This window comes from Erwinia sp. MMLR14_017, assembly GCF_033657285.1.
Lineage (GTDB): Bacteria > Pseudomonadota > Gammaproteobacteria > Enterobacterales > Enterobacteriaceae > Erwinia.
On sequence record NZ_JAWVWP010000005.1, the window covers coordinates 184,168 to 210,412 of the forward strand.

Below are 26,245 nucleotides of genomic sequence, written 5' to 3' on the forward strand. Positions count from 1 at the left end.
AAGTGTAAAAATAAGCCCGCCGTCAGGCGGGCTTTTTATTTCCACAATTGGTAAGGGAAATTAATCAAGAATGAGTATTTACTGAAGTAATAATGTCACGTTACGTCACCATCGTCCCTGCGCTTATTTAACGCCCTGATTGCCATGCACAGCCTGCAAACATCCCGACTCGATCGCCGCCTTGTAATGCTTTCTGCAGACGGAAACATAACGCTCATTACCACCAATAACGACCTGTTCACCCTCTTTATAAGGCGCACCATTTTCATCCAGCCGTAATACCATTCCCGCCTTTCTGCCACAGTGGCAAACGGTTTTTAATTCCACCAGCTTATCTGACCAGGCTAACAGATAGTGACTACCGGTAAATAATTCCCCGCGAAAATCTGTTCGTAATCCATAACATAGTACAGGTATATCCAGATTATCCACGACATCAGACAGCGCTTTTACCTGGTCCCGCGTCAGGAATTGACTCTCGTCAACCAGTACACAGTGTACCGGCTCCACTTTATGTGATGCGGCAATTTCTTCATAAAGTGCCGTATCGTTATTATACAGTTTTGCTGGTGAAGAGAGCCCTATTCTGGAGCTTACCTGAGCCGTGCCAAAACGGTTGTCTATCTCGGCTGTATAGACCACAGTGCGCATTCCCCGCTCCTGATAGTTATAGGAGGATTGCAGCAGGGCGGTTGATTTACCGGCATTCATCGCCGAGTAGTAAAAATAGAGCTGAGCCATCAGCCTTTACTCCGTACAAAGGTTCAGTTAAGTGGGCAGAATTGTAGCATATTGACTGCGTCTCCCGGCGTTTTTAGCAAAGGTGTAACGCGGTTAGTTAACAATTTCTTTCAGATATAACGCCAACAATGTTGTTGAAATATACCTGTTTTTTATCAGTAAAGACATTTCAGCTTCACCACCTTTCAAGGAAATTATTGCCTGAAAACTGGAGGCTGCGCCTTTAATAGCCAATGGATTCCTTCAGCCTGAAGCGACAAACCATTAAAACGAGAATGGTTTTACCCAAAAGAAAATTATATCCGTTTCCTTAAGTCCGCTGGGGTTAACCACTCATCGAAATAGGCTATGGCAGACGACTTTATTTTGCACAAGCCTGAGATTTCTACAGAGGTAATTACAAAAGATAAGATTGCCTTACTGCCGTTATTCTGAGTTCCTTACAAAATTAACTATTGCAGTTCCTATTTGCGCACTCTATTATTATCGGGCAGAACATGTCCCCCACTAAATAATTTTTGAGATTCATATAATGAGCGAAGCACTTAAAATTTTGAACAACATTCGTACCCTGCGTGCTCAAGCCAGAGAATGTACCCTGGAAACGCTGGAAGAGATGCTGGAAAAGCTGGAAGTTGTTGTTAATGAACGCCGTGATGAAGAGAGCCATGCTCAGGCTGAAATCGAAGAGCGCGCCAGGAAATTGCAGCAATATCGTGAAATGTTAATCGCTGACGGTATCGATCCTAATGAACTGCTCTCAACGCTGGCTGCGGTGAAGGCACCGGGTAAAGCTAAACGTGCTGCCCGCCCTGCTAAATACAAATATACTGATGAAAATGGCGAAGCCAGAACCTGGACCGGCCAGGGTCGTACCCCAGCAGTAATCAAAAAAGCTATCGAAGAAGAAGGTAAGCAGCTGGACGATTTCCTGCTGTAATTCCCGTTAGTGCTTTCAGCAATGAACCTCTCTCGCGACAGGTACTTTTTTGACTGACGAAAGCCTATCGACAGAAGCCAAAAAAAAGGAGCCGAAGCTCCTTTTTTTGTTTCCGGTTAAGCTTAAACCTTATAAAAAGATCGATACCAGTTGACGAAGTTGGCGATCCCCTCTTCAACACCGGTCTGGGGCTTAAAGCCCGTAACTTCATACAATGGCTGAGTGTCTGCACTGGTCTCAAGCACATCGCCCGGCTGCATAGGCAGCATATTCTTTTTAGCAGTGATCCCCAGCGCCTTCTCCAGCGCCTCAATATAGGCGAGAAGCGTAACAGGATTACTGTTCCCTATATTGTATACCCGGTAAGGTGCAGAACTGGTCGCGGGGCTACCCTGCTCCACCGTCCAGCTTTCATCTGGCTGAGGAATAACATCCTGCAGGCGCACAATAGCCTCGGCGATATCGTCGATATAAGTGAAATCACGACGCATCTGGCCATTGTTATAGACATCAATTTGTTCACCGGCGACCATTGCCCGCGTGAATTTGAACAGAGCCATGTCCGGACGTCCCCAGGGACCATATACGGTGAAGAAGCGCAGTCCGGTGGTGGGTATTCCGTACAGGTGAGAATAGGTATGGGACATTAATTCGTTGGCTTTCTTTGTCGCTGCATACAACGAAACAGGATGGTCAACGGAATCATCGGTAGAGAATGGCATTTTACGGTTCAGTCCATAAACAGAACTGGATGAGGCGTATAATAAATGCCCAATTTTATGATGACGGCATCCTTCAAGAATATTCAGATGACCAATAAGGTTGGCATCCGCATAGGCTAAAGGATTCTCAATGGAGTAACGCACGCCAGCCTGTGCCCCAAGATGGATAACCCGCTCAAACGCCTCGTTGCTGAAAAGCTCAGCCATACCTTCACGGTCGGCCAGATCGAGCTGAATAAAGGTGAACAGAGGATGGGGTTTGAGTAAATCAAGACGGGCGAGCTTCAGATTAACATCGTAATAATCATTCAGGTTGTCGATTCCGACAACCTGGTGACCGGCTGACAACAGGCGTTCTGCAACGTGAAAGCCAATAAATCCTGCTGCGCCGGTAACCAGATATTTCATACTGCCCTCGTTAATTATGCAATTTGGATAGAAGCGCCGCGGCCGATTGCATAATAAACAAAACCGCGCTTGCTGATTCTTTCTGGATCATACAGGTTACGACCATCAAAAATCACGGGTTCTTTCAGAGCATTTTTAATGACATCAAAATCCGGGGCACGGAAGTTTTGCCATTCGGTACAGATAACAAGGCCATCAGCACCCTGCAGAGCCGCTTCTTTGGTTCCCATCAGCTTCAGATCGCTGCGGTGGCCATAGATGCGCTGCGCTTCGTCCATCGCTTCCGGATCGAATGCCTGAACGGTTGCACCAGCCTGCCACAGCGCTTCCATCAGTACGCGCGAAGAGGCTTCACGCATGTCATCGGTATTTGGCTTGAAAGAGAGCCCCCACAGCGCAAAGGTTTTGCCCTGCAGATTTTCACCGAAATGACGTTTAATGAAAGTTGGCAGCTTGTTTTTCTGCGAATCATTGACGTCTTCAACCGCCTGCAGAAGACGTGGCTTATAGCCAATTTGTTCTGCTGTGCGGATCAGAGCCTGAACATCTTTCGGGAAGCAGGATCCACCATAGCCGCAGCCGGGGTAGATAAACGAATAGCCGATACGGGAGTCAGAACCGATGCCCTGACGCACTTTTTCGACATCTGCACCCAGACGTTCTGCCAGGTTAGAGATCTCATTCATAAAGCTGATTTTAGTGGCCAGCATGCAGTTTGCCGCATACTTGGTCAGCTCAGCACTACGAATATCCATTAAGATCATGCGGTCGTGATTGCGGTTAAACGGCTCATAAAGCTCGCGCAGCAGTTCAACCACTTCATCATTGTCTGTACCCACTACAATACGCTCAGGACGCATACAGTCGCTGACTGCTGCCCCTTCCTTGAGGAATTCCGGGTTAGAGACCACATCAAACGCGATATCAACACCACGTGTTTTCAGCGTTTCTTCCATTACTGCACGAACGCGGTCGGCTGTACCAACGGGAACAGTCGATTTGTCGATAACCACTTTGTGGTCATTCATGTGCTGTGCAATGGTACGGGCTACGGCGGTAACATATTTCAGATCCGCTGAGCCATCTTCATCCGGAGGCGTACCTACGGCGATAAACTGCATCGTACCGTGGTTAACGCCCTCTTCAGCATTGGTGGAAAACTTGAGGCGACCGCTCTCATAGTTTTGCATCACCAGGGGCGTCAGACCCGGTTCAAAAATAGGAATGATCCCTTTCTTCAGATTCTCGACTTTAGCTGCGTCGACATCGATACAAAGAACGTCATGTCCGACTTCGGCCAGAACCGCAGCCTGAACCAGACCAACATAGCCGATACCAAATACGGTGACTTTCATTGAATTGTCCCGGTTAGAAATTAAACTTACTTACTATTACCAACAGTGCTTTCGAGCCACTCTTTAAAGTCGCTGCCCAGCGATTCGTGACGTACACCGTACTCAACGAAAGCCTGCATGTAGCCCAGCTTATTACCACAGTCATGGCTTACGCCTTTCAGGTGATAAGCTTCAACAGTTTCTTTTTCCATCAGCATAGCGATGGAGTCAGTCAGCTGGATTTCATCGCCAGCACCCGGAGGGGTTTTTGCCAGCAGAGGCCAGATATCTGCAGAGAGAACGTAACGTCCTACTACTGCCAGATTAGAAGGCGCTTTATCTGCTTTAGGCTTCTCTACTACGCCTACCATTGGCGCACTTTCACCTGCTTTCAGTTCTGCGCCCTGGCAATCTACCACGCCATAAGCGGTCACGTCGGCTACTGGCTCAACCATAATCTGGCTGTGCCCGGTTTCATCGAAGCGACGCATCATATCGGCAAGGTTTTCCTTCGCCAGGTTTGATTCATATTCGTCAATGATAACGTCTGGCAGGATAACGGCGAAAGGCTCGTTACCTACAACCGGGTAAGCACACATTACTGCGTGGCCCAGGCCTTTTGCCAGCCCCTGACGAACCTGCATGATGGTGACGTGCGGAGGACAGATTGACTGGATCTCTTCCAGCAGCTGACGCTTAACGCGTTTCTCCAGCATAGATTCCAGTTCGAAGCTGGTATCGAAGTGGTTTTCAATGGCGTTTTTAGAGGAGTGCGTTACCAGCACAATCTCGTTAATTCCTGCTGCGATACATTCGTTAACGACATACTGAATTAACGGCTTATCAACCAGCGGCAGCATCTCTTTTGGAATGGCTTTGGTTGCAGGCAACATACGCGTTCCCAAACCTGCTACCGGGATAACCGCTTTTTTTACTTTGGACTTATAGGCAGACATCTAAGTACCTCTCTTTATATAGGCCGTTCAAGTTATTACTTGATATGTCGAGTTAAAAACGAGATGAGTATAACAGTGGAACCCTGACGGATTTATCCTGGATGAACCCTTTCAGCGTAAATTAAGACTATTACCCAAGTGTAAGGCTTATCTTTGGCCCTGTCTGCCTGCGACAGACAGAAATTATGACGGGGTGCTTAATCCGTGGACAACATCAGGCGCAGCCTGCCTCCAGCGCCCCAAACCTGACACTGCCAGGCCTCACAACGCTGGCTGATTTGGTTTAAATGCGTGGTACCTAACGTACCAAGCGGCACACCGTTACTGAGTTGGATTTGATGGGTATTTACGTTGAGCGTGGCGTTTAATCCGGCAGAAACCAGGATCAGGTTTTTTAACCCCTGATGATAATAGCCCACCAGTAAGGGAAACTGGCCTTTGAGATTGGCTTGCCGTAAGAGGAGGTTCACCTGTTTTAACAGGCCATTTAATTCTGGCAAGCGCTGAGCCTGACCCGAAAGCTGATCCTGCAATAAGCCATTAAACAGAGCTCTTAACAGCAGCGCTGCAAGGACGCCATTATCCCCCGCGCGCGTCACATCCAGACAATAAAACGCCAGGTCTTTTTCGGAGAGAGCGGCAATATCCAGCACTAAGCCTGGCTGCTCAGCCATGGTTAGCTGACGATAATTAATGCGGCAGTTGGCAATGGTTTGTTGAACAGGCGGCTGCAGCTGCTTAAGCAGCTTTGAAGCGGCATGCGGATCGCGCACCAGCGCATCCCAATCCTGAAAGAGTTGCTCATCCTCCTCTACTTTAGAAGTGAACATAGCGGGATAGAGGCATTCGAAAACCGCTTCACGCAGGCGAGCGAGATCTTTAAGCGGCTTCAGTAAGACATCCTGGACGCCCAGACGCAATACATGGGCGATATCGGCCATATTCTCCGTGGCGGAGATCACCAGAATAGGCAAAGGATTGCCTTTACTACGAAGGTGCTCAACCAGCTTAATGCCATTCATTCTTGGCATAGCCAGGTCACAGATGATGAGATCGTGAACCGTATGATTGAGTTTTTCCAGCGCCTGAACACCATCATCCGCCAGCGTGATCTCTGCGCCAAGCGAACTTAAATAGTTGTCCAGAAGAGAGCGGAAAACGACTTCGTCTTCAACAATCAGAATCTTTTTTCCGCTTAATGGCTTGTCCATTATCCCCCCCTGTACACCGGATTAGTCAATAGTGGCTCATAAACCACAATTTCGCCTGTAAGATTTGCCTCAAGTCTCATTTTTCACTCATCCGGCAACTCTGCGTGACGAACCAGCGGGAGTAATTCATCCATTTTTTTCTCTACTGCCACTCTGCCCGCTTCAATGGCTTCCTCAGCGCGGTGAAAGTCCAGCGTAGAGATCTGCGGGCAAAAAGGTTGAATCAGTACGTCCGGCGGGTCGCCCGCCATTCGGTTCCTTTTCAGACGGTTTTCAAGTACCTGAATGGATGTAGTCATGATTTCCATTGCGCCCGGCGTCTGATTAATCTTGCGCTGAGCCATTTTTGACAGACTCTGACGCAGCCGCCCTCTCCAGCTTATGGCCGCTGCATGCTCCTCCTCCGCTGTTTGCGGCGTGACGGAGAGCAAATCCTGTTGCATCAGGTGCGCATCATGCTGAAGATCAACAGCAATTACAATATCAGCGCCTAATGCACGCGTCAGAGAAATTGGTACAGGATTGACCACCGCGCCATCCACCAGCCAGTAACCATTATGGGCAACCGGGGCCAGTAAACCGGGCATACTGCACGAAGCCCGCACCGCCATATGCAAGTCACCCTTTGTCAGCCACAGCTCGCGTCCGGTACTGAGATTGGTTGCAACGGCACCAAAGCGCATGGCGCACTGTTCGATATGCTCATGATTGACCAGCCGGCGTACGTGGTTAAAAACGCGCTCGCCCCGCAACAGCCCTCCACGACGCCAGGAGAAATCCATCAGACGGATAACATCCCAGTAGCTGAATGAACGGACCCAGGTTTCAAGGACGGGCATTCTCTGGCTGGCATAAGCAGCGCCGACAAGTGCCCCTACAGAGCACCCCGCAACCACGTCAACTTTGATCCCAGCGCGCTCAAGGGCGTTGATCACGCCTATATGCGCCCATCCTTTGGCAGCACCCGACCCCAGTGCCAGTCCAATTTTTACCTGTCTCATTCAACCTCTGATTTGCTTAACTTACAAATGGCATCAGGGTTGTTGCTCAGTTACCATAATGCCCAATTCTCTCAGCCTTTATACTTCCCGGAGTCAATTTGTCGGAACTTTGCCCCTGCTGCAGCGGAAAGCAGTATAGCGTATGTTGCCAACCCTTTCTAAACGGTCAGGCCATCCCTGCCACGCCCGAGGCGCTGATGCGCTCTCGCTACAGTGCTTACGTGCGGCAGAATGCCGATTATCTCATCGCCACCTGGCATCCTTCCTGCCAGCCGCAGCAATTCCATACCACTCTTGTACAAAGTTTTGCCGGAACAAGCTGGTTAAGTTTACAGATTATCACGTCAGAAGAAACTGGCGATAAGTCCGAAGGCTACGTGACATTTTTTGCTCGTTTTTCTGAAAATCAGCGCGAAAGCTTTATTCATGAGCGTTCCCGCTTTATTCAGGAAGAAAAACGCTGGTACTATATCGACGGAACGTTCCCTGAAACAGGACGTAATGACCAGTGCCCTTGCGGTTCTGGCAAAAAATTCAAGAAATGCTGCGGCCAGTAAGGTCGCTCACCTCATAAGAATTGCTTCGACAGGATTACCACTGCAATGCAAGCGCAAACACTGCAACGAAAAGTTTTACGAACTATCTGCCCGGACGCCAAAGGGCTGATCGCCAAAATTACCAATATTTGCTACAAGCATGAGCTGAATATTGTGCAGAACAATGAGTTTGTCGATCACCGCACCGGTCGCTTCTTTATGCGAACAGAACTGGAAGGGATCTTTAACGATACGACTTTACTGGCCGATCTCGACAGCGCCCTGCCGGCCGGTTCGGTACGGGAATTAAATTCTGCTGGTCGCCGTCGTATTGTGATTCTGGTAACCAAGGAGGCGCACTGCCTGGGCGACCTGCTGATGAAGAGCACCTATGGCGGGCTGGACGTAGAAATTGCCGCCGTTATTGGTAATCACGAAACTCTGCGGACGCTGGTTGAGCGCTTCGATATTCCGTTCAGCCTGGTGAGCCATGAAGGGTTGACCCGCGAAGAGCATGACAACAATATGGCAGCGGAGATTGACCGCTATCAGCCTGATTATGTTGTTCTGGCAAAATATATGCGCGTTCTGACGCCGGGGTTTGTGCAGCGCTACCCTAACCAAATTATCAATATCCACCACTCGTTCCTGCCCGCCTTTATTGGCGCGCGTCCTTATCATCAGGCTTACGAGCGCGGCGTGAAGATCATTGGCGCAACGGCGCATTACGTAAATGACAATCTGGATGAAGGCCCCATCATTATGCAGGATGTGATTCACGTTGATCACACCTACACGGCAGAAGATATGATGCGTGCAGGACGTGACGTTGAGAAGAATGCTCTGAGTCGTGCCCTTTATCAGGTTCTTGCCCAGCGCGTCTTTGTATATGGTAACCGTACGATTATTTTATAAGCGGTTGGGCTGCTGATTTGCCTGCCAAATCAGCAGCCTGAATAAAAAAGCGGCAAACAGTCATTAATTCCTCCTGCCGGACTTTACACGCACATCTCATTTGATATGATGCGCCCCGCTTCCAGCCGTCAGCGCTGAATCTGAAGCAGTAAGAATAGCGACCCCGTGGTGGGGTTCCCGAGTGGCCAAAGGGATCAGACTGTAAATCTGCCGTCATCGACTTCGAAGGTTCGAATCCTTCCCCCACCACCATCTTATGTATCTCCAGTTCCCCTGCCCAGAGCACATTCTTCCATTTTCCCCACGGGGAAGGATGAGAAGCTTCGACCTCGAAGGTTTGACCCGCAGGGTGAGTCGCAACGCGACGAAAAATCCTTCCCCCACCACCATTTTATGTAATCTCCAGTTCCCCTGCCCAGAGCACACTCTTCCGCTTTCCCCACGGGGAAGGACGAGAAGCTTCGACATCGAAGGTTTGACCCGCAGGGTGAGTCGCAACGCGACGAAAAATCCTTCCCCCACAACTCCCTCAATCCTACTCCGTAACGCTTAGGTTGCTGGCCTACCCACGTCTTAACGCGTGTGAATTCTCATCTCTCCTCCCACCGCTATATTTCCCCCTACCCCATAATTTGTTACCATCCTTCTCACTTTTTTCCCGGCCCAGGTCAGTACAATGAAATTTGTTTCTTTTAATATCAACGGGCTGCGCGCCCGACCGCATCAGCTTCAGGCGATAGTCGAGCAGCATCAGCCAGACGTAATTGGCCTGCAGGAAACGAAGGTGCATGACGATATGTTCCCTTTGGAAGAGGTGGCAAAGCTGGGCTACAACGTCTTCTATCACGGTCAGAAGGGACACTACGGCGTAGCGCTGTTGACCAAAGCGGAGCCTGTTATGATTCGCCGCGGTTTTCCGGGTGATGATGAAGAGTCGCAGCGCCGCCTGATCATGGCAGATATCCCCAGCCCGATGGGCACGCTGACGGTTATCAATGGCTACTTCCCGCAGGGAGAGAGCCGCGAGCATCCGACGAAATTCCCCGCCAAAGAGAAATTCTATCGCGATCTGCAAAGCTATCTGGAGCAGGAGCAGAAACCAACCAATCCGGTGCTGATTATGGGCGATATGAATATCAGCTCGACCGACCTGGATATCGGTATTGGTGAAGAGAGTCGCAAGCGATGGTTACGGACGGGAAAATGTTCGTTCCTGCCGGAGGAGCGTGAATGGATGGATCGTCTGATGAACTGGGGATTAGTCGATACCTGGCGTGCGCAGAATGCGGAAGTGAATGACCAGTTCTCCTGGTTTGATTATCGCTCAAAAGGTTTTGATGATAACCGCGGCTTGCGCATTGATCTGGTGCTGGCAAGTCAGCCTCTGGCTGAGCGCTGCGTGGCTACAGGCATTGATTACGCCATTCGTAGTATGGAGAAACCTTCCGATCACGCACCCATCTGGGCCCAGTTCAGCTTCTGATCGCCTTCAGTCACAGCGCGCACAGGTTACTCTGCACGCTGTGACTGGCGCTGGTTATTTCACCCTTTGCCAGGTGAGATTGTTGGTGCCCCAGGATCTCTCATCACGCGCGCACTGCAGCAGCACACCCTCCATTTTAACCACTGAGCCTTCCGTATAGCTGCGGTTTTCATGGGTACAGCAGCGCTGGCAGGGAGGCTGATTGTTGTTCTGCCCCTGGGTCCAGACTTCAGGCGGCAAATCTACTACCGCATCGGCATTAAATCCGCTATTACCATTAGTATGGTCATTGCCGGAACCCTGACCGTTGCCGTTGCCATAACCGCCGCCATTGCCCTGGCCACTGCCGTTGCCGTAACCGTCGCCGTGACCATTGCCATAATCATTGCCGTTACCATGACCGTTGCCGTAACCCTGCCCGGTGCCGTTGCCATAACCATGACCGCTGCCGTTGCCGTATCCCTGCCCGTTGCCATTGCCATTGCCGTCAGGGATCCCCTGACCCGGGGTGTAATCATCCGGCTGGCTATGCCCGGTGTTGACATTCCAGCCCTCACCTGCGGCATAGAGCGGGCTACCGATCAGTAAAGCTCCCGCCAGCACTATTGCACCTGATAATTTCATCATTCAGTTTCCTTCGCTTTTTTCGCCTTGCGGCGCGGCTTTTTGCTTTCAGCCGCCGGAAGTCCACGGAAGGCATGTGCAGCAGGCTGCTGCCTTGCCTGATCAATCAGATTATGCAGCGTCTCCACCAGCGGCAACATAAAGTCCTGGTAGCGACACTGCTTTTCACTGATTTTGGTCAGCGTGGACTCCCAATGGGCGGTCATGTCAGGACGCGCCGCCATTTCTGGCAGTGAGTGGATCAGCGCCCGCCCGGCGGGACTGGATTGAATATAGCGCCCTTTCTTAAACAAAAAGGCGCGTTTGAACAGCAGTTCAATGATCCCGGCGCGCGTAGCTTCTGTTCCTAAACCATCGGTCGCGCGCAGCACTTTCTTTAGATCTTTATCCTGAACAAATCGCGCAATACCGGTCATGGCCGACAGCAGCGTCGCATCGGTGAAGGGTCTTGGAGGCTGCGTCTGCTTCTCTACCACCTCTCCGCGCTCGCAGAGCAGCTCATCACCCTTTGCCACCACGGGCAGCGGCGTGCCGTCATTCTCTTCATCCCGCTCTTTGCTGCCTAATAAAGCGCGCCATCCTGCCTCGGCCAGAAAACGCGCTTTGGCGACAAATTTGCCGCCAGCGATATCCAGTTCGATAACGCATTTGCGATAAATGGCATCCGGGCAAAACTGCATCAGGTACTGCGTGGCGATCAGGCGATAGATCTTGCTCTCATTCTCCGTGAGCCTGACCTGTGAACTGCGGGCGGTAGGCACGATGGCGTGGTGCGCATCCACCTTTTTATCATCCCAGCAGCGATTACGGCGGTCGCTGTCAAAGTCTGCTGGCGGCGTCAGATCGGGCTGGTGCGCATTAATGGCATTCAGTACCGCATGGCGGCCGGCAAAATGCTCATCGGGCAGATAACGGCTGTCCGAGCGGGGATAGGTAATCAGTTTGTGGGTTTCATACAGTTTCTGACAGGTATCCAGAACCACCTGGGCACTCAGTCCATACCGTTTACCAGCTTCAATCTGCAGGCTGGAGAGGGAGAAAGGCAGCGGAGCCGTGTCATTCTCTCTTTTGTCGTTATAGCTGGTCACCAGGGCAGGCTGACCGCCAATACGCGCTACGACGTGATCGGCCAGCGGGCGATGCAACAGCCGCCCCTCTTCATCCTGATAAGGCTCGCAGGAGTCGCTGGGTTGCCAGAGCGCCACAAATCGTTCATCTGCGGGCGTCACGATATGTGCTTTAACTTCGAAAAAGTCCTTCGCGACAAAGTTTTCAATCTCTTCATCGCGACGAACCACCAGCCCAAGAACCGGCGTTTGAACGCGGCCCACTGACAGCAGGCCGTCGTAACCTGCATTACGGCCCAGCAGAGTGTAAGCCCGGGTCATATTGATGCCATAGAGCCAGTCAGCCCTGGCTCTGGCGAGCGCAGAAACGCAGAGCGGGATAAACTCTTTATTCTCACGCAGGCGGCTTACCGCCCGTTCAACGGCAGAGGGATTAAGGTCATTGATCAGGCAGCGCTGAACGTTAGCCCGTTTTTCAGGCGGCAAGGCCAGATAATCCAGCACTTCATCGACCAGCAGCTGCCCTTCGCGATCGGGGTCGCCCGCGTGCACCACCACGCTTGCCTGCTCAAGCAGGCCTTTAATCACTTTAAGCTGTTTTGCCACCGAAGGACGCGGCTGCAGCTGCCATTTTTCGGGCACAATGGGCAGATCCGCCAGCGACCAGCGGGCAAAACGGCTGTTATAGCTGTCAGGCTGTGCCTGCTCCAGCAGGTGACCCACGCACCAGGTGACCATCTGATCCTGACCGCAGGCGATGAAGCCATCTCCGCGACGATGAGGTTTGGGCAGGACATCCGCTATAGCGCGGGCTAAGCTGGGCTTTTCGGCAATAAACAAACGCATCCGGCAGTGACTTCCTTCAGGAAACTCATTAATTAACGCATTATCACATTTGAGCCACTTCCCTTCGGAAATAGTGGCTTTATGGTAGCGCTTTCGTCAGGCAGGAGTAAAACTCAGGAGAGATTTCCGCAACTGTTTGCTCATTATCCCGACAAAATTCAGGGCTGGTGACAACCCTGACGGCCTGAAGCGGTTTTGTCACTCAGAAATAACTGACAAAGGGGGCGGTATCCGGTGGAAGCACCGTGGTGGAGGATTTAAGCTGTGGCGTTCCCAGGTAAAGAAAGCCCACAATGGCATCCTGTGGTCGACAGTGGAAGGCTTCGCGCACCGCCTGATGTTCGGTCCAGGCACCGCTGCGCCAGATACCGTTAAATCCCTGAGCCACCGCGGCCATTTGCATCGCCATCACGGCACAGCCAGCGGAAACCACCTGCTCCCACTGCGGGACTTTGTGATGTTCTTCGCAATGCGCTACCACGGTGATGATCATTGGCGCACGGAAAGGCGACTGCTTAGCCTTCTCAATCGCTTTCTCTTCCATGCCATCCACGCGGGCGGCATTTTCCAGCAGCGCGCTAAAGCGCTCACGCCCTTCCTTTTCCACAATGATAAAACGCCATGGCTGCAATGTGCCGTGATCGGGAGCCCGCATACCGGCACGAATGATATTCTCCAGCGCTTCGCCTGTCGGCGCTGGTTCGCTCAGACGTGAGGCTGAACGGCGATTAACCACTAAATCCAGTGCATCCATAATGACTCCTGATAATGAGTTTTATTCAGCTGAAATTAGCACAGGATGATGATTTGTTACAGCATTCCGCTTTTTCCTGCTGACAAGTTGGCCCCTGCTATTTAGGATGTCACCATCCCCACCTGGTCTGGGGCGCTCTGCCCGCCCCTGTTCCGGGTCTTTATCGCAATTATGGAGTTGATATGCGCACTTTGTGGCGATTTATCGCTGGTTTTTTTAAATGGACCTGGCGACTACTGAATTTCGTCCGGGAGTTTATCCTTAATCTTTTTTTGGTGGTTTTAATCCTGATTTGCGTGGGAATTTATTTCCAGTTCAGCAGCTCTTCCACCCCTGCCGAGCCGCAGAAAGGTGCGCTGATCGTCGACTTAAGCGGTGTGGTGGTCGATAAGCCTTCGGTCAGTAACCGACTCAGCAAAATTGGCCGCCAGCTGCTGGGCGCCAGCAGCGACAGGCTGAAAGAAAACTCACTCTTTGATGTGGTGGATGCGATCCGTCAGGCGAAAGGCGATGCCAATATTACCGGCATGGTGCTTGACCTGCGCGACTTTGCCGGTGCGGATCAACCGTCGCTGCAATATATAGGAAAAGCGCTGCGTGAGTTCCGTGACAGCGGTAAACAGATCTACGCCACGGGCGACAGCTACAGCCAGGCGCAGTATTACCTCGCCAGCTTCGCCAACAAAATCTATCTCTCCCCACAGGGAACTGTAGATTTGCATGGCTTTGCCACCAATGGCCTCTATTACAAGACGCTGTTAGATAAGCTGAAAGTAAGCTCGCATATCTTCCGCGTCGGCACCTATAAATCCGCCGTAGAACCTTTCCTGCGTGATGATATGTCCCCTGCCGCCAGAGAGGCAGACAGTCGCTGGATAGGCGAGCTTTGGCAGAACTACCTGAACACCATCTCTGCTAATCGTCAGATCACGCCTGAGCAGCTTTTCCCAGGTGCGCAGGGCGTGCTGGACGGCCTGCAGAAAGTTGGCGGTGATACGGCGCGCTATGCTCTGGAGAATAAGATGGTCGATGAACTGGCCTCGCGTTCGCTGGTTGACAGCCAGATGACGAAAATTTTCGGCTGGGATAAGCAGGCGAAGGATTTTAAAGGCACCAGTATTTATGACTATCAGGTGAAGAGTAACGGCTCCCCGGATGGCAACATCGCCGTGGTGATGGCAAACGGTGCGATTATGGATGGCGAAGAAACGCCGGGCAGCGTCGGGGGTGATACTACCGCACTGGAAATCCGTCAGGCGCGTCTCGACCCGAAAATCAAAGCTATTGTGCTGCGCGTTAACAGCCCTGGCGGCAGCGTGACGGCTTCTGAAACGATTCGTGAAGAGCTGGCTGCGGCTAAAGAAGCGGGCAAACCGGTGGTGGTTTCCATGGGCGGGATGGCCGCTTCAGGTGGCTACTGGATCTCAACGCCAGCTAACTACATCATCGCCAGCCCCAGCACGCTCACCGGCTCCATCGGCATCTTTGGCGTGATCAATACGGTAGAGAACACGCTGGATACGATTGGTGTGCATACCGATGGCGTTTCTACCTCACCCCTGGCCGATGTGGCGACCACTAAGGCTCTGCCGCCTGAAGTTCAGCAGATGATGCAGATGAGCATTGAGAATGGTTACAAAAACTTCCTGGGCCTGGTGGCGAAATCGCGCAATAAAACGCCTGAGCAGATCGACCAGATTGCCCAGGGTCATGTCTGGACCGGTAGCGATGCCAGAGCCAACGGTCTGGTGGATGCGATGGGTGATTTCGATGATGCGGTAGCGAAAGCGGCAGAGTTGGCAAAACTCAAGCAGTGGCAGCTTAGCTGGTATCAGGATGAGCCGGGCTTTATGGATATGCTCTTCAGCCAGATGAACGTTTCCGTCCGTGCTGCACTGCCGGAGGCGCTTAAGGTTTATCTGCCAGCACCGCTTTATGATGTTATGGCTTCCATGCGCAATCAGCCGGGTCTGTTTGATAACCTGAACGATCCGCAAAACCGCTATGCCATGTGCCTGACCTGTGCACAAGTAAAATAAACGCTCAGCCCGGCCATCTGGTCGGGCTGCTTTTCCCCTGTTTTCCCCTTATACTGCGCCTTTTCGGCAAGCCTGAGTAAATACATGCAAAAGAGATCCATCTACGTCGCCTATACGGGCGGGACTATTGGCATGCAGCGATCCGAACAGGGATTTATCCCGGTTTCCGGACATTTGCAGCAACAGCTGGCGAACATGCCGGAGTTTCATCGTGCCGAAATGCCCGATTTTACTATCCACGAGTACCAGCCGCTGATTGACTCTTCCGATATGACGCCGCGGGACTGGCAATCGATTGCGGATGATATACGCGCAAATTACGATCGCTATGATGGCTTTGTGATCCTGCACGGCACCGATACCATGGCCTTCACCGCCTCTGCGCTTTCGTTTATGCTGGAAAACCTTGCCAAGCCGGTCATTGTGACAGGGTCACAAATACCGCTGGAGCAGCTACGCTCGGACGGTCAGCAAAACCTGCTGAATGCCCTCTTCGTTGCGGCTAACTATCCCATTAATGAAGTTGCGCTATTTTTCAACAATACGCTGTTTCGTGGCAACCGCACGACGAAAGCTCACGCAGATGGTTTTAATGCCTTTGCGTCACCTAATCTTGCGCCGCTGCTGGAAGCAGGTATTCATATTCGTCGCCTGAATACGCCAGCAGCCCCGACAGGCACAGGGCAGCTGATTGTTCACCCCATTACTCCACAGCCGATTGGCGTAGTCACCATTTATCCCGGGATCTCTGCTGATGTGGTGAGCAATTTCCTGCTGCAACCGGTAAAAGCGCTGATCCTGCGCTCTTACGGCGTGGGTAATGCTCCGCAAAATCCTGCGTTTCTCAAAGAGCTGAAAGCCGCCTCCGATCGGGGGATTGTGGTCGTCAATCTGACGCAATGTATGTCCGGCAAGGTGAATATGGGCGGCTACGCCACCGGTAACGCGCTGGCGCTGGCTGGGGTGGTGAGTGGCTATGATTTAACAGTGGAAGCCACACTGACCAAATTGCATTTCCTGTTAAGCCAGAATCTCTCCAGTGATGAAGTCAGGCGGTTGATGCAGGTCAACCTGCGCGGAGAACTGACGCCAGATGAAAAGTGAGGTGACAATGGCTACGCAACAGGCTCTGTTGTTGATTGACTTACAGAATGACTTTTGCCACGGCGGCGCGCTGGCGGTAAAAGATGGCGATGAGGTGATTGCTGTAGCCAATCACTATGCTGGCGAGTTCAGCCAGCGAGGGCAGCCGGTGATAGCCACGCTTGACTGGCACCCCGCCAGTCATGGCAGCTTCGCCTCTAATGCGGGTGCGCAGCCGTGGACGCTGGGAGAACTGGCTGGTCTGCCACAGGTCTGGTGGCCCGATCACTGTGTGCAGCATACCTTTGGCGCTGAGTTACACCCTTTGCTCCACACGGACTTGATTACCGAGCGTGTTTTCAAGGGCGAAGATGCGCAGGTGGACAGTTACAGCGGCTTTTACGATAACGGACATCGCAAAAAAACGCCGCTGGACGCTTTGCTGAAGGCTCGGGGGATTACGGCGCTAACCGTAATGGGGCTGGCAACGGATTACTGTGTGAAATACACGGTGCTGGATGCCTTAGCCACAGGCTACAGGGTGACGGTAATTGCAGCCGGTTGCCGGGGAGTCGATCTCACGCCGGGAGACTCGGCGCGTGCGCTGGAGGAGATGAAAGCCCTGGGCGCGATCGTTCTCTGATTCACCGTTGCCAGGCAGCACTCTGGAGATAAAGTCAGTGACGATCGTTCTCTGATTCACCATTGCCAGATGAGCACTCTGGAGATAAAGCCAGTGGCGATCGTTCTCTGATTTCATCGTTGCCGGGTAGTACTCTGGAGATAAAGTCAGCGGCGATCGTTCTCTGATTTCATCGTTGCCAGGTAGCACTCTGGAGATAAAGTCAGCGGTGCTCGTCAGTGTGATAACCCTGAGCGGCGCTCAAGACACCAGGTTTTACCCTTCAGTTTTCATCTTCAACGTTCACCGCTCCGCGCGCTGGAACCCGTGTTGGTTCCGGCGCGCGGATAATTATTCCCCGGAGAATAATTTATTGCAGCCTGATGCGGGTCACGTGGTCGTCGCTGATGCCAAATTCTTCCTTGAGCTGTTTCTTACTCTTCATCACCATCTCGCCGCCTTTGCCCACGCTCATATGCTGCGGGTCATCGTTATGGCGCGCCTGCCAGAGCATAACCAGCTGCAGGCTGTTCTCTTTCTGCTCCGGCGTTAACGGCACGCCGTCGGCCCACTTGCCGGTTTCCACCGCAGTGACAAGACGCTGATACACTTCCGGCGTCATGCTGGCGATCATCTCATCAAGCTCCATATCCGCTACCCTTTAATATTGTTGCCATCTTCATCAGAGAAGCTTAGCGAGGCGGAGTTGACACAGTAGCGCTCGCCCGTAGGCTGTGGGCCATCCGGGAACACGTGCCCCAGATGCGCATCACAGTTACCGCAACGAATTTCAATGCGCTGCATACCGTGTGATTCATCCTCAATATAACGAATGGCATCGTCATGGTGAGGCTGATAAAAACTGGGCCAACCGCAGCCTGAGTCATATTTGGTTTCAGACAAAAACAGCGGCGAGTTACAGACCAGGCAATGATAGATCCCTTCGCCTTTGTTATGCAGCAGCTTGCCGGAGAACGGCGGTTCCGTGCCGCGCTGCTGAGTCACATAGCGCTGCATTTCGCTTAAATCGCTTTCTGGGGTGAATTCGTTCGGTTCTTTAGCCATTTTGCTCGTCTCAGGCAGTGTGATTCTGAAAATATCGGCTAGTATTCTAACAAATACTTAACAACGTCAGGGGATTTTTTTCTCTCAGGCGGAGTCTGAAAGTTATCTGAGGGCGAAAATGTGATTCAGATCACCCTTTGCATTCGACACCCCTTTATATTCGGGCAAGGTGTCCCCATATCGCTCTTATGCAGGGGTGGCGAAAGGCGCTTTTTGATGAATAATTCCTGTTCGCAGGTTTGATTTGTCGCAACTATTGAAGCGATTCCGCTTGACGCCTGGTAAGGTTTTTGTAATTTTACAGCCAACCTTTTATTCACTAACAACAGCTGGTGGAATATATGACTATCAAAGTAGGTATCAACGGTTTTGGCCGTATCGGTCGCATCGTTTTCCGTGCTGCTCAGCAGCGTTCTGACGTAGAAATCGTTGCAATCAACGATCTGCTGGACGCAGAGTACATGGCTTACATGCTGAAGTATGACTCTACTCACGGTCGTTTTGACGGCACCGTAGAAGTCAAAGACGGCCATCTGGTTGTTAACGGCAAAACCATCCGTGTTACCGCTGAAAGAGATCCAGCTAACCTGAAATGGGGCGAAATCGGTGTTGATGTGGTTGCCGAAGCAACCGGTATCTTCCTGACCGACGAAACCGCGCGTAAGCACATTCAGGCTGGTGCCAAGAAAGTCGTTCTGACCGGTCCATCGAAAGATGACACCCCAATGTTCGTAATGGGCGTTAACCACAAGGCATACGCTGGCCAGGATATCGTTTCTAACGCTTCCTGCACCACCAACTGCCTGGCGCCGCTGGCAAAAGTCATCAACGACAACTTTGGTATCGTTGAAGCACTGATGACCACCGTGCATGCCACCACCGCTACGCAGAAAACCGTTGATGGCCCGTCTCATAAAGACTGGCGCGGCGGCCGCGGCGCATCTCAGAACATCATTCCTTCCTCTACCGGCGCAGCTAAAGCTGTAGGTAAAGTGATCCCTGAGCTGAACGGCAAACTGACCGGTATGGCCTTCCGCGTGCCTACCCCTAACGTTTCCGTGGTTGACCTGACTGCGCGTCTGGCTAAACCTGCTTCTTACGCTGAAATTTGCTCTGCTATCAAAGCGGCTGCAGAAGGCGAAATGAAAGGCGTTCTGGGCTACACCGAAGATGAAGTGGTTTCTACCGACTTCAACGGTGAAACCCTGACCTCTATCTTTGATGCCAAAGCTGGTATTGCACTGAGCGACACGTTTGTGAAACTGGTTTCCTGGTACGATAATGAAACGGGTTACTCCAATAAGGTCCTGGACCTGATTGCTCACATCGCTAAATAAGCGACGTGAAATGTGTTGAGGGCGACTACGGTCGCCCTTTTTATTTGCTGAAATACAGGTCCGCTTATGAACGAAAAACTGTTTTCTCTTCCGGTCATCGAACAAATCAGCCCCTATATCTCACAGCGCAAAATGGGCGAGCTGCCGATCCTGGTGATTGCTCATCCCAAAGTTCGTGCAGCTGTTGCCCTGCAGGGCGCTCAGCTGGTTGCCTGGCAGCCCAGCGGCGAACAGCCTGTGATCTGGCTGAGCGAAAAAACGGCCTGGGCCGCAGGTAAAGCCATTCGGGGCGGCGTTCCCATCTGCTGGCCATGGTTTGGCCCGGCGGGTGAACCCGCGCATGGTTTTGCCCGCACGCTTCCCTGGACGCTTTCCGCCCATGATGAGAATGATGAAAGCGTGATGCTGACGCTGGTGCTGGAGAGCAACGAGCAAACCAAAAAACTCTGGCCCCATGACTTTACGCTCTTTGCCCGCTTCCGCTTTGCCGATCGCTGTGAGATAGAGCTGGAGGCCCACGGTGATTTTGAAGCAACGGCCGCCCTGCACAGCTACTTCTGCGTAGCAGATATAGCGGGCGTGGAGGTGAGCGGATTGGGTAAAAGCTTTATCGATAAGGTAAACAACGGCACTGAGGGTCGCTCAGAGAGTGGGAAACAAACCTATCCTGACCGGACAGATCGTATCCATACTCAGCCTGAAGATTGCAGCGTTATCACAGATGCAGCAGGTAAAAGAACCATCGAAGTCCATCACCACTACCAGAGTGACGTTGTCACCTGGAATCCGGGGCCAGCGCTCTCCTGCAGCATGGGAGATATGGCAAATGAGGGATATAAAACGATGGTCTGCGTTGAAACGGCGCATATCTCAAGCCCTATGGTCAGCGCTGGAGAAGCCCCTTCCCGCCTGGCTACGACAATCCGCGTGCGGAAAAACAGCTGAGTAACAGACTTTGATGGGGGAAGAGGATTCCCCCATAAGTCTCAAACCACATCCAGCGCCATTTTGCCGGTTGGCGGGGGAAAAGCGTTATTAATTTTTGTTAGCTCATCACTGGTCAGCGTGATGTTAAGCGCAGCGGCATTATCGGCAACATGCTCTTTGGTACTCGCCTTAGGAATGGCCAGCACCCCCTCTTTACGTATCACCCACGCCAGCAGCAGCTGGGCCACGCTGATGCCCTTTTGTTGTGCAATGGCGTTCAGCACGGCATGCGTCATTATCTCCTGGCGTAGCCGTCCGGCCTGAGCAAGAGGTGAATAAGCCATAACAGGGATTTGCCTTTGCTGGCAGTCGGGCAGCAAGTCATACTCAATCCCCCGCGAGGCCAGATGATACAATACCTGATTGGTTGCACAACGTTCGCCACCCTGTTCGGACAGCAGCTCACTGAGATCGTCAGTGTCAAAGTTCGACACGCCCCAGCGTAAAATTTTGCCCGCGCGCTGGAGTGATTCCATCGCCCGGATCGTCTCCTCCAGTGGGACATTTCCCCGCCAGTGCAGCAAATAGAGATCGAGATAATCGGTTTGCAGACGACGCAGGCTGCGTTCACAGGCAGCGGTGGCGTCTTCCATTCCTGCGTTCCAGGGATAAAACTTAGAGACAAGCCAGGCACTCTCTCGCCTTCCCTTCAGCGCTTCGCCCACAACCTCTTCAGCGCCTCCGTCTGCATACATTTCTGCGGTATCAATAACCTTCAGGCCCAATTCAAGACCAGACTGAAGTGCCGCGACCTCTTGTTTACGCTGGCTGGCATTCTCACCCATATACCAGGTGCCCTGGCCAATCGCAGGTAAAGCTGTCCCGTCGGAAAAGATCACATTTTTAGCCATGCTGCGCTCCTGCACGTTTGTTGATCCCCACAATTGTGCAAAAGGGCGCAAAGCGCCCTTTTTCCGTGCAGAGGATGGGGATCAGAAGGTGTAACTGATTCCTGTCCAGAGAGCGACCTGAGAATTGTTGTCGACCATTGGACTATCCTTTACCTCACTACTCAGACGCGTATAGCGGCCTGAGAGCGTGGCGTTCCAGCTTGGGCTGATAGCATAAGCTGCCGTCAACTCCAGATAGGGATTCCAGCTGCCGTCAGCCTCATAGCTGTTCAGCCCGCTGCGGCGTGACTCGCTTTTGGAAACACCATAATAGTAATCATTCTGTTTGTCGCTGCTGTAGAGCGCACCAATGCCTGGTGTCAGGCTCAGGTCGCCAAACTGGAAGCGATAAAGATAGGTAAGATCCCAGATAAAGCCATCACTATTGTCCAGCATGTCGCCCGCCACAACCGTACGCACGACGCCCCACTCCGCCGAATGACGGTAAGTCAGGCCGCCCATCATGGTCATATGACGTTTATCCAGCGCTTTCAGGCGTTTGTCTTTAGTATCGTCAGGATCAAAGTTCTGCGGTGAACCCAGGATGGTCAGCGAGAGCTGATTTTCCTGGTCTTTCCAGAGATAGTAGCCGGCGGTAAGACTGCGAACGTAAAAGCTGTCGCCTTCATAATTTACAATCGGAAAAGGGTAATAACGCCCTTCGCCACCTTTATAAGGGCTTTGGCTGTAAATAACGGATGCGCCAACGGTTAATGGATTAGCCTGCGCAACGGTGGCGGCGAAAGTGCAGGGTAAAAGCAGAGCAAGGGCGCTAACTTTGAATTGGTTCACAATTTATTCATTCCATAAATATAACAATCAGGTCTCCAGTCTATCAGCCGGGGACTTATACGTTAAAAAATTTACATCTCTTGTAGCACGTAGAATCAATTTGCGCTGCCAGCAACCTCACCGGATGGCGCGTGATTTACAAAATTCAGCCAGCCCGCGTCAGACAAGGTAAGGCCTTAGAAAGATTCTGACTTTGTTATTGAAATATCATTGAAAATCGCTGGAGGTTCAGGAAATTTCTTAAATGCCAACTACGCTTTATTGAAAGAAGCCAAGTTTTGCCGAGCAGAGTCGCCCTAAATTTTATCTCTCCCGATAAAAACGTCAGGTTGGCATAAGGGTTGCTGTACTCATTTATAAGTTCCTTCAGGGGCTGGCCACGATTAGGCTCCTGGTACCTGTGCTAAAAAAGAAAGGACGGGCATCGCTATGAATATATTCGATCACTATCGTCAGCGTTATGAAGCTGCCAAGGACGAAGAGTTCACACTGCAGGAATTTCTTACCGTTTGCCGGCAAGATCGCAGCGCATACGCCAACGCGGCAGAAAGACTTTTGATGGCTATTGGTGAGCCGGTCATGGTTGATACTGCACAAGAGCCACGCCTTTCCCGACTGTTCTCCAACCGTGTTATCGCGCGTTACCCCGCCTTTGAGGAGTTTTACGGCATGGAAGAGGCGATTGAACAGATCGTCTCTTACCTGAAGCATGCTGCTCAGGGCCTTGAGGAGAAAAAACAGATCCTTTATTTGCTGGGTCCGGTAGGTGGCGGTAAGTCTTCTCTGGCAGAACGGCTGAAGTCACTGATGCAGCGCGTGCCCATCTATGTGTTAAGCGCCGATGGCGAACGCAGTCCGGTAAACGATCATCCTCTGTGCCTGTTTAATCCACAGGAGGATGCCAATATCCTTGAAAAAGAGTATGGCGTGCCTCGTCGCTACCTCGGCACCATTATGTCTCCATGGGCTGCCAAGCGCCTGCATGACTTCGGTGGCGATATTTCCCGCTTTAAGGTGGTGAAAGTCTGGCCTTCGATTCTTGAACAGCTGGCCATCGCCAAAACAGAACCTGGTGATGAAAACAATCAGGATATCTCGGCACTGGTAGGTAAAGTGGATATCCGTAAACTGGAAAACCACGCGCAGAACGATCCTGATGCCTATGGCTATTCTGGCGCGCTTTGCCGCGCAAACCAGGGGATCATGGAGTTTGTTGAGATGTTTAAGGCGCCTATCAAGGTACTGCATCCTCTGCTGACTGCTACTCAGGAAGGTAACTATAACGGTACCGAAGGGATTTCAGCCCTGCCGTTCAACGGTATTATTCTGGCGCACTCCAATGAATCTGAATGGGTGACCTTCCGTAACAACAAAAACAACGAGGCGTTCCTTGACCGTGTTTATATCGTTAAGGTGCCCTACTGCCTGCGCGTTTCGGAAGAGATCAAAATCTACAACAAACTGCTGGATAACAGTGAGTTGACTCATGCCCCTTGCGCACCGGGCACGCTGGAAACACTGGCACGCTTTACCATCCTGTCGCGTCTGAAAGAACCGGAGAACTCCAGCACCTACTCTAAAATGCGGGTGTATGACGGTGAGAGCCTGAAAGATACCGATCCAAAGGCGAAATCGTATCAGGAGTACCGTGACTACGCTGGCGTGGATGAGGGAATGAACGGTCTTTCCACCCGTTTTGCGTTTAAAATCCTCTCACGCGTATTTAACTTTGATCATGCGGAAGTGGCGGCAAACCCTGTTCATCTTTTCTACGTTCTCGAGCAGCAGATTGAGCGCGAGCAGTTCCCTCAGGAGCTGGCAGAGAAGCATCTGGAACATCTGAAAGGCTATCTGATCCCGAAATATGCGGAATTTATCGGTAAAGAGATCCAGACCGCTTATCTGGAATCTTATTCTGAATATGGGCAGAACATTTTTGATCGCTACGTCACTTATGCGGATTTCTGGATCCAGGATCAGGAATATCGCGATCCGGATACGGGGCAGCTCTTTGACCGTGAGTCGCTCAATGCTGAACTTGAAAAGATTGAGAAACCTGCCGGGATCAGCAATCCCAAAGATTTCCGTAACGAAATCGTCAATTTCGTGCTGCGCGCCCGCGCTCACAACAGCGGCCGCAACCCGAACTGGACAAGTTATGAGAAGTTACGGACGGTGATCGAGAAGAAAATGTTCTCTAATACGGAAGAGCTGCTGCCGGTTATTTCGTTCAACGCCAAAACGTCTACGGATGAACAGAAAAAGCATGATGATTTCGTAGACCGCATGATGGAGAAAGGTTACACCCGTAAACAGGTTCGCCTGCTGTGCGAATGGTATCTGCGGGTCAGAAAGTCATCCTGACAGGTGCCTCAGAAGTCCATTACAAGGGGCCGGACAATCCGGCCCGGCTTGCAACGTTGTTTGGGGGAGTTATGGCCTATTTTATCGATCGGCGTCTTAACGGCAAAAACAAGAGCGCGGTGAACCGCCAGCGCTTCTTGCGCCGTTACAAGTCGCAAATCAAACAGTCGATCTCCGAGGCCATCAATAAGCGTTCGGTAACCGACGTTGAAAGCGGCGAATCAGTGTCAATTCCCATTGATGATATCAACGAACCGATTTTTCATCAGGGTCGCGGCGGCCAGCGCCACCGTGTTCATCCCGGTAATGACCATTTTGTCCAGAATGACCGCGTTGAACGCCCACAGGGTGGCGGCGGCGGCGGGGGAAGCGGTCAGGGTAATGCCAGCCAGGATGGCGAGGGTGCGGATGAGTTCGTATTTAACATTTCTAAAGATGAGTATCTGGATCTGCTGTTTGAGGATCTGGCGCTGCCCAATCTGAAAAAAAATCAGCATCGCCAGCTGAATGAATACAAAGTTCATCGCGCGGGTTACACCTCTAATGGGGTGCCTGCCAATATCAGCGTGGTTCGCTCTTTACAGAATTCACTGGCGCGCCGTACAGCAATGACTGCCGGTAAGCGTCGTCTTTTGGGTGAGCTGGAAGCTTCTCTGGAAGCGATTGAAAACACCGAGCCGGCGCAACTGCTGGAAGAGGAGCGGCTGCGAAAAGAAATTGCGGAACTCCGTGCGCGCATAAAACGCGTGCCGTTTATTGATACTTTCGATCTTCGCTATAAAAACTTCGAAAAGCGGCCTGAGCCTTCCAGCCAGGCAGTGATGTTTTGCCTGATGGATGTCTCCGGCTCGATGGACCAGGCTACCAAAGATATGGCGAAACGTTTTTATATCCTGCTCTATCTGTTCCTGAGCCGGACTTACAAGAACGTGGATGTGGTCTATATCCGGCACCATACGCAGGCGAAAGAGGTGGATGAGCAGGAGTTCTTTTACTCTCAGGAAACAGGCGGTACGATTGTTTCCAGCGCCCTGAAGCTGATGGATGAGGTAGTTAAAGAGCGTTATGACCCGGCTCAATGGAATATCTATGCCGCACAAGCTTCGGATGGCGACAACTGGGCGGACGACTCTCCCCTGTGTCACGAAATTCTGGCAAAAAGCATCCTGCCGGTGGTGCGTTACTACAGTTATATTGAGATTACCCGCCGCGCTCATCAGACGCTGTGGCGAGAGTATGAGCATCTGCAGGCTATGTTCGATAACTTTGCAATTCAGCATATTCGCGAACCTGAAGATATTTATCCTGTCTTCCGCGAGTTGTTTCATAAACAAGCTGAAGAAAGTTACTGATTACATTGAGTTGCTCCTGAAGCCAGTAAATCCTTTACTGGCTTTTTTCCCTCTCCGCCACGTCAAACACCTCTCAAAACGCCCTTTTCGACACTGTTTTTACTCAATCCTGTAAATAAAGCCTATTTCGTGCGCACTCACAGGCATTCAGTCTGGCGCGGAATGCGTTATTATCC

At 51.7% G+C, this 26,245-nt stretch carries 23 protein-coding genes, 1 tRNA gene, 2 other RNA genes and 1 pseudogene; 14 read left to right on the plus strand and 13 right to left on the minus strand.

Annotation, left to right across the window (positions count from 1 at the left end):
• Positions 1–123: 123 nt before the first annotated feature.
• Positions 124–741, minus strand: coding sequence for a thymidine kinase (gene tdk / locus SD961_RS10520; protein ID WP_318790316.1), 618 nt, complete (start codon positions 739–741; stop codon positions 124–126).
• A gap of 532 nt (positions 742–1,273) precedes the next feature.
• Between tdk and hns the strand changes: the two genes are divergently transcribed.
• Positions 1,274–1,681 carry a histone-like nucleoid-structuring protein H-NS gene (gene hns, locus SD961_RS10525; RefSeq protein ID WP_318790317.1) on the plus strand — a complete coding sequence of 136 codons (408 nt, stop codon included), beginning with the start codon at positions 1,274–1,276 and terminating at the stop codon, positions 1,679–1,681.
• A gap of 122 nt (positions 1,682–1,803) precedes the next feature.
• Here the strand turns inward: hns and SD961_RS10530 are convergent, their stop codons facing one another.
• From SD961_RS10530 to rssA, 5 genes are all read right to left on the minus strand, one after another.
• Complete coding sequence (locus tag SD961_RS10530; protein ID WP_318790318.1) at positions 1,804–2,811, minus strand: NAD-dependent epimerase; 1,008 nt, start codon at positions 2,809–2,811, stop codon at positions 1,804–1,806.
• Between the two features lie 14 nt (positions 2,812–2,825).
• Positions 2,826–4,166 carry a UDP-glucose/GDP-mannose dehydrogenase family protein gene (locus SD961_RS10535; RefSeq protein ID WP_318790320.1) on the minus strand — a complete coding sequence of 447 codons (1,341 nt, stop codon included), beginning with the start codon at positions 4,164–4,166 and terminating at the stop codon, positions 2,826–2,828.
• A 26-nt stretch (positions 4,167–4,192) separates the two neighbouring features.
• Positions 4,193–5,101, minus strand: coding sequence for a UTP--glucose-1-phosphate uridylyltransferase GalU (gene galU / locus SD961_RS10540; protein ID WP_318790321.1), 909 nt, complete (start codon positions 5,099–5,101; stop codon positions 4,193–4,195).
• Between the two features lie 197 nt (positions 5,102–5,298).
• The gene (rssB, locus tag SD961_RS10545) at positions 5,299–6,312 is read right to left on the minus strand and encodes a two-component system response regulator RssB (RefSeq protein ID WP_318790322.1); all 1,014 of its coding nucleotides are present in this window, start codon (positions 6,310–6,312) and stop codon (positions 5,299–5,301) included.
• 83 nt (positions 6,313–6,395) lie between these two features.
• Positions 6,396–7,313, minus strand: a complete 918-nt coding sequence (gene rssA, locus SD961_RS10550) for a patatin-like phospholipase RssA (protein ID WP_318790323.1) — start codon at positions 7,311–7,313, stop codon at positions 6,396–6,398.
• Between the two features lie 98 nt (positions 7,314–7,411).
• On the opposite strand from rssA, the gene SD961_RS10555 reads away from it, so the two are divergent.
• From SD961_RS10555 to xthA, 6 genes are all read left to right on the plus strand, one after another.
• Complete coding sequence (locus SD961_RS10555; protein ID WP_318790324.1) at positions 7,412–7,870, plus strand: YchJ family protein; 459 nt, start codon at positions 7,412–7,414, stop codon at positions 7,868–7,870.
• A gap of 45 nt (positions 7,871–7,915) precedes the next feature.
• A complete protein-coding gene (purU, locus tag SD961_RS10560; protein ID WP_318790325.1) occupies positions 7,916–8,764 on the plus strand; it encodes a formyltetrahydrofolate deformylase in 849 nt (282 codons plus the stop codon).
• Positions 8,765–8,931: 167 nt separating this feature from the next.
• A tRNA-Tyr gene (locus SD961_RS10565) sits at positions 8,932–9,016 on the plus strand.
• A 40-nt stretch (positions 9,017–9,056) separates the two neighbouring features.
• Positions 9,057–9,153, plus strand: a non-coding RNA gene (locus SD961_RS10570) — RtT sRNA.
• Between the two features lie 41 nt (positions 9,154–9,194).
• Positions 9,195–9,291: non-coding RNA, RtT sRNA (locus tag SD961_RS10575), on the plus strand.
• A gap of 149 nt (positions 9,292–9,440) precedes the next feature.
• Entirely contained in the window at positions 9,441–10,247 is an 807-nt protein-coding gene (gene xthA, locus SD961_RS10580; RefSeq protein ID WP_318790326.1) for an exodeoxyribonuclease III, read from the plus strand.
• Between the two features lie 54 nt (positions 10,248–10,301).
• Here the strand turns inward: xthA and SD961_RS10585 are convergent.
• The 3 genes and pseudogenes from SD961_RS10585 to SD961_RS10595 all read right to left on the minus strand — a co-directional run.
• Positions 10,302–10,538 (minus strand): annotated as a pseudogene (locus SD961_RS10585) (DUF1496 domain-containing protein); the annotation flags it as partial.
• Between the two features lie 332 nt (positions 10,539–10,870).
• Complete coding sequence (locus SD961_RS10590; RefSeq protein WP_318790328.1) at positions 10,871–12,784, minus strand: DNA topoisomerase III; 1,914 nt, start codon at positions 12,782–12,784, stop codon at positions 10,871–10,873.
• A gap of 202 nt (positions 12,785–12,986) precedes the next feature.
• Entirely contained in the window at positions 12,987–13,538 is a 552-nt protein-coding gene (locus SD961_RS10595) for an NAD(P)H nitroreductase (RefSeq protein WP_318790329.1), read from the minus strand.
• Positions 13,539–13,720: 182 nt separating this feature from the next.
• Here SD961_RS10595 and sppA point away from each other — a divergent pair, with 182 nt between their 5' ends.
• The 3 genes from sppA to pncA all read left to right on the plus strand — a co-directional run bounded on the left by sppA (position 13,721) and on the right by pncA (position 17,303).
• The gene (gene sppA / locus SD961_RS10600; RefSeq protein ID WP_318790331.1) at positions 13,721–15,577 is read left to right on the plus strand and encodes a signal peptide peptidase SppA; all 1,857 of its coding nucleotides are present in this window, start codon (positions 13,721–13,723) and stop codon (positions 15,575–15,577) included.
• 84 nt (positions 15,578–15,661) lie between these two features.
• Positions 15,662–16,681: an asparaginase gene (gene ansA / locus SD961_RS10605; RefSeq protein WP_318790332.1), complete on the plus strand. Its 1,020-nt coding sequence runs from the start codon at positions 15,662–15,664 to the stop codon at positions 16,679–16,681.
• A gap of 7 nt (positions 16,682–16,688) precedes the next feature.
• Complete coding sequence (gene pncA / locus SD961_RS10610; RefSeq protein WP_318790333.1) at positions 16,689–17,303, plus strand: bifunctional nicotinamidase/pyrazinamidase; 615 nt, start codon at positions 16,689–16,691, stop codon at positions 17,301–17,303.
• A gap of 349 nt (positions 17,304–17,652) precedes the next feature.
• On the opposite strand, the gene SD961_RS10615 is transcribed toward pncA, so the two are convergent.
• Together SD961_RS10615 and msrB are read right to left on the minus strand one after the other, a co-directional pair.
• Entirely contained in the window at positions 17,653–17,931 is a 279-nt protein-coding gene (locus tag SD961_RS10615) for a YeaC family protein (RefSeq protein WP_318790334.1), read from the minus strand.
• Between the two features lie 5 nt (positions 17,932–17,936).
• Positions 17,937–18,347, minus strand: coding sequence for a peptide-methionine (R)-S-oxide reductase MsrB (gene msrB, locus SD961_RS10620; protein WP_306205680.1), 411 nt, complete (start codon positions 18,345–18,347; stop codon positions 17,937–17,939).
• A gap of 341 nt (positions 18,348–18,688) precedes the next feature.
• Between msrB and gapA the strand changes: the two genes are divergently transcribed.
• Both gapA and SD961_RS10630 read left to right on the plus strand, forming a co-directional pair.
• Positions 18,689–19,684 (plus strand): glyceraldehyde-3-phosphate dehydrogenase, encoded by a 996-nt coding sequence (gapA, locus tag SD961_RS10625; RefSeq protein ID WP_318790335.1) that lies wholly within the window; start codon positions 18,689–18,691, stop codon positions 19,682–19,684.
• Positions 19,685–19,750: 66 nt separating this feature from the next.
• Positions 19,751–20,629 carry a D-hexose-6-phosphate mutarotase gene (locus SD961_RS10630; protein WP_318790336.1) on the plus strand — a complete coding sequence of 293 codons (879 nt, stop codon included), beginning with the start codon at positions 19,751–19,753 and terminating at the stop codon, positions 20,627–20,629.
• A gap of 41 nt (positions 20,630–20,670) precedes the next feature.
• Here the strand turns inward: SD961_RS10630 and SD961_RS10635 are convergent, their stop codons facing one another.
• On the minus strand, positions 20,671–21,522 hold the full coding sequence (locus tag SD961_RS10635) for an aldo/keto reductase (protein WP_318790337.1): 852 nt from the start codon (positions 21,520–21,522) through the stop codon (positions 20,671–20,673).
• 81 nt (positions 21,523–21,603) lie between these two features.
• A complete protein-coding gene (locus SD961_RS10640; RefSeq protein ID WP_318790338.1) occupies positions 21,604–22,353 on the minus strand; it encodes a MipA/OmpV family protein in 750 nt (249 codons plus the stop codon).
• A gap of 429 nt (positions 22,354–22,782) precedes the next feature.
• On the opposite strand from SD961_RS10640, the gene yeaG reads away from it, so the two are divergent.
• Together yeaG and SD961_RS10650 are read left to right on the plus strand one after the other, a co-directional pair.
• Positions 22,783–24,717, plus strand: coding sequence for a protein kinase YeaG (gene yeaG / locus SD961_RS10645; protein ID WP_318790340.1), 1,935 nt, complete (start codon positions 22,783–22,785; stop codon positions 24,715–24,717).
• Positions 24,718–24,788: 71 nt separating this feature from the next.
• Complete coding sequence (locus tag SD961_RS10650; protein WP_318790490.1) at positions 24,789–26,069, plus strand: YeaH/YhbH family protein; 1,281 nt, start codon at positions 24,789–24,791, stop codon at positions 26,067–26,069.
• Positions 26,070–26,245: the final 176 nt, after the last annotated feature.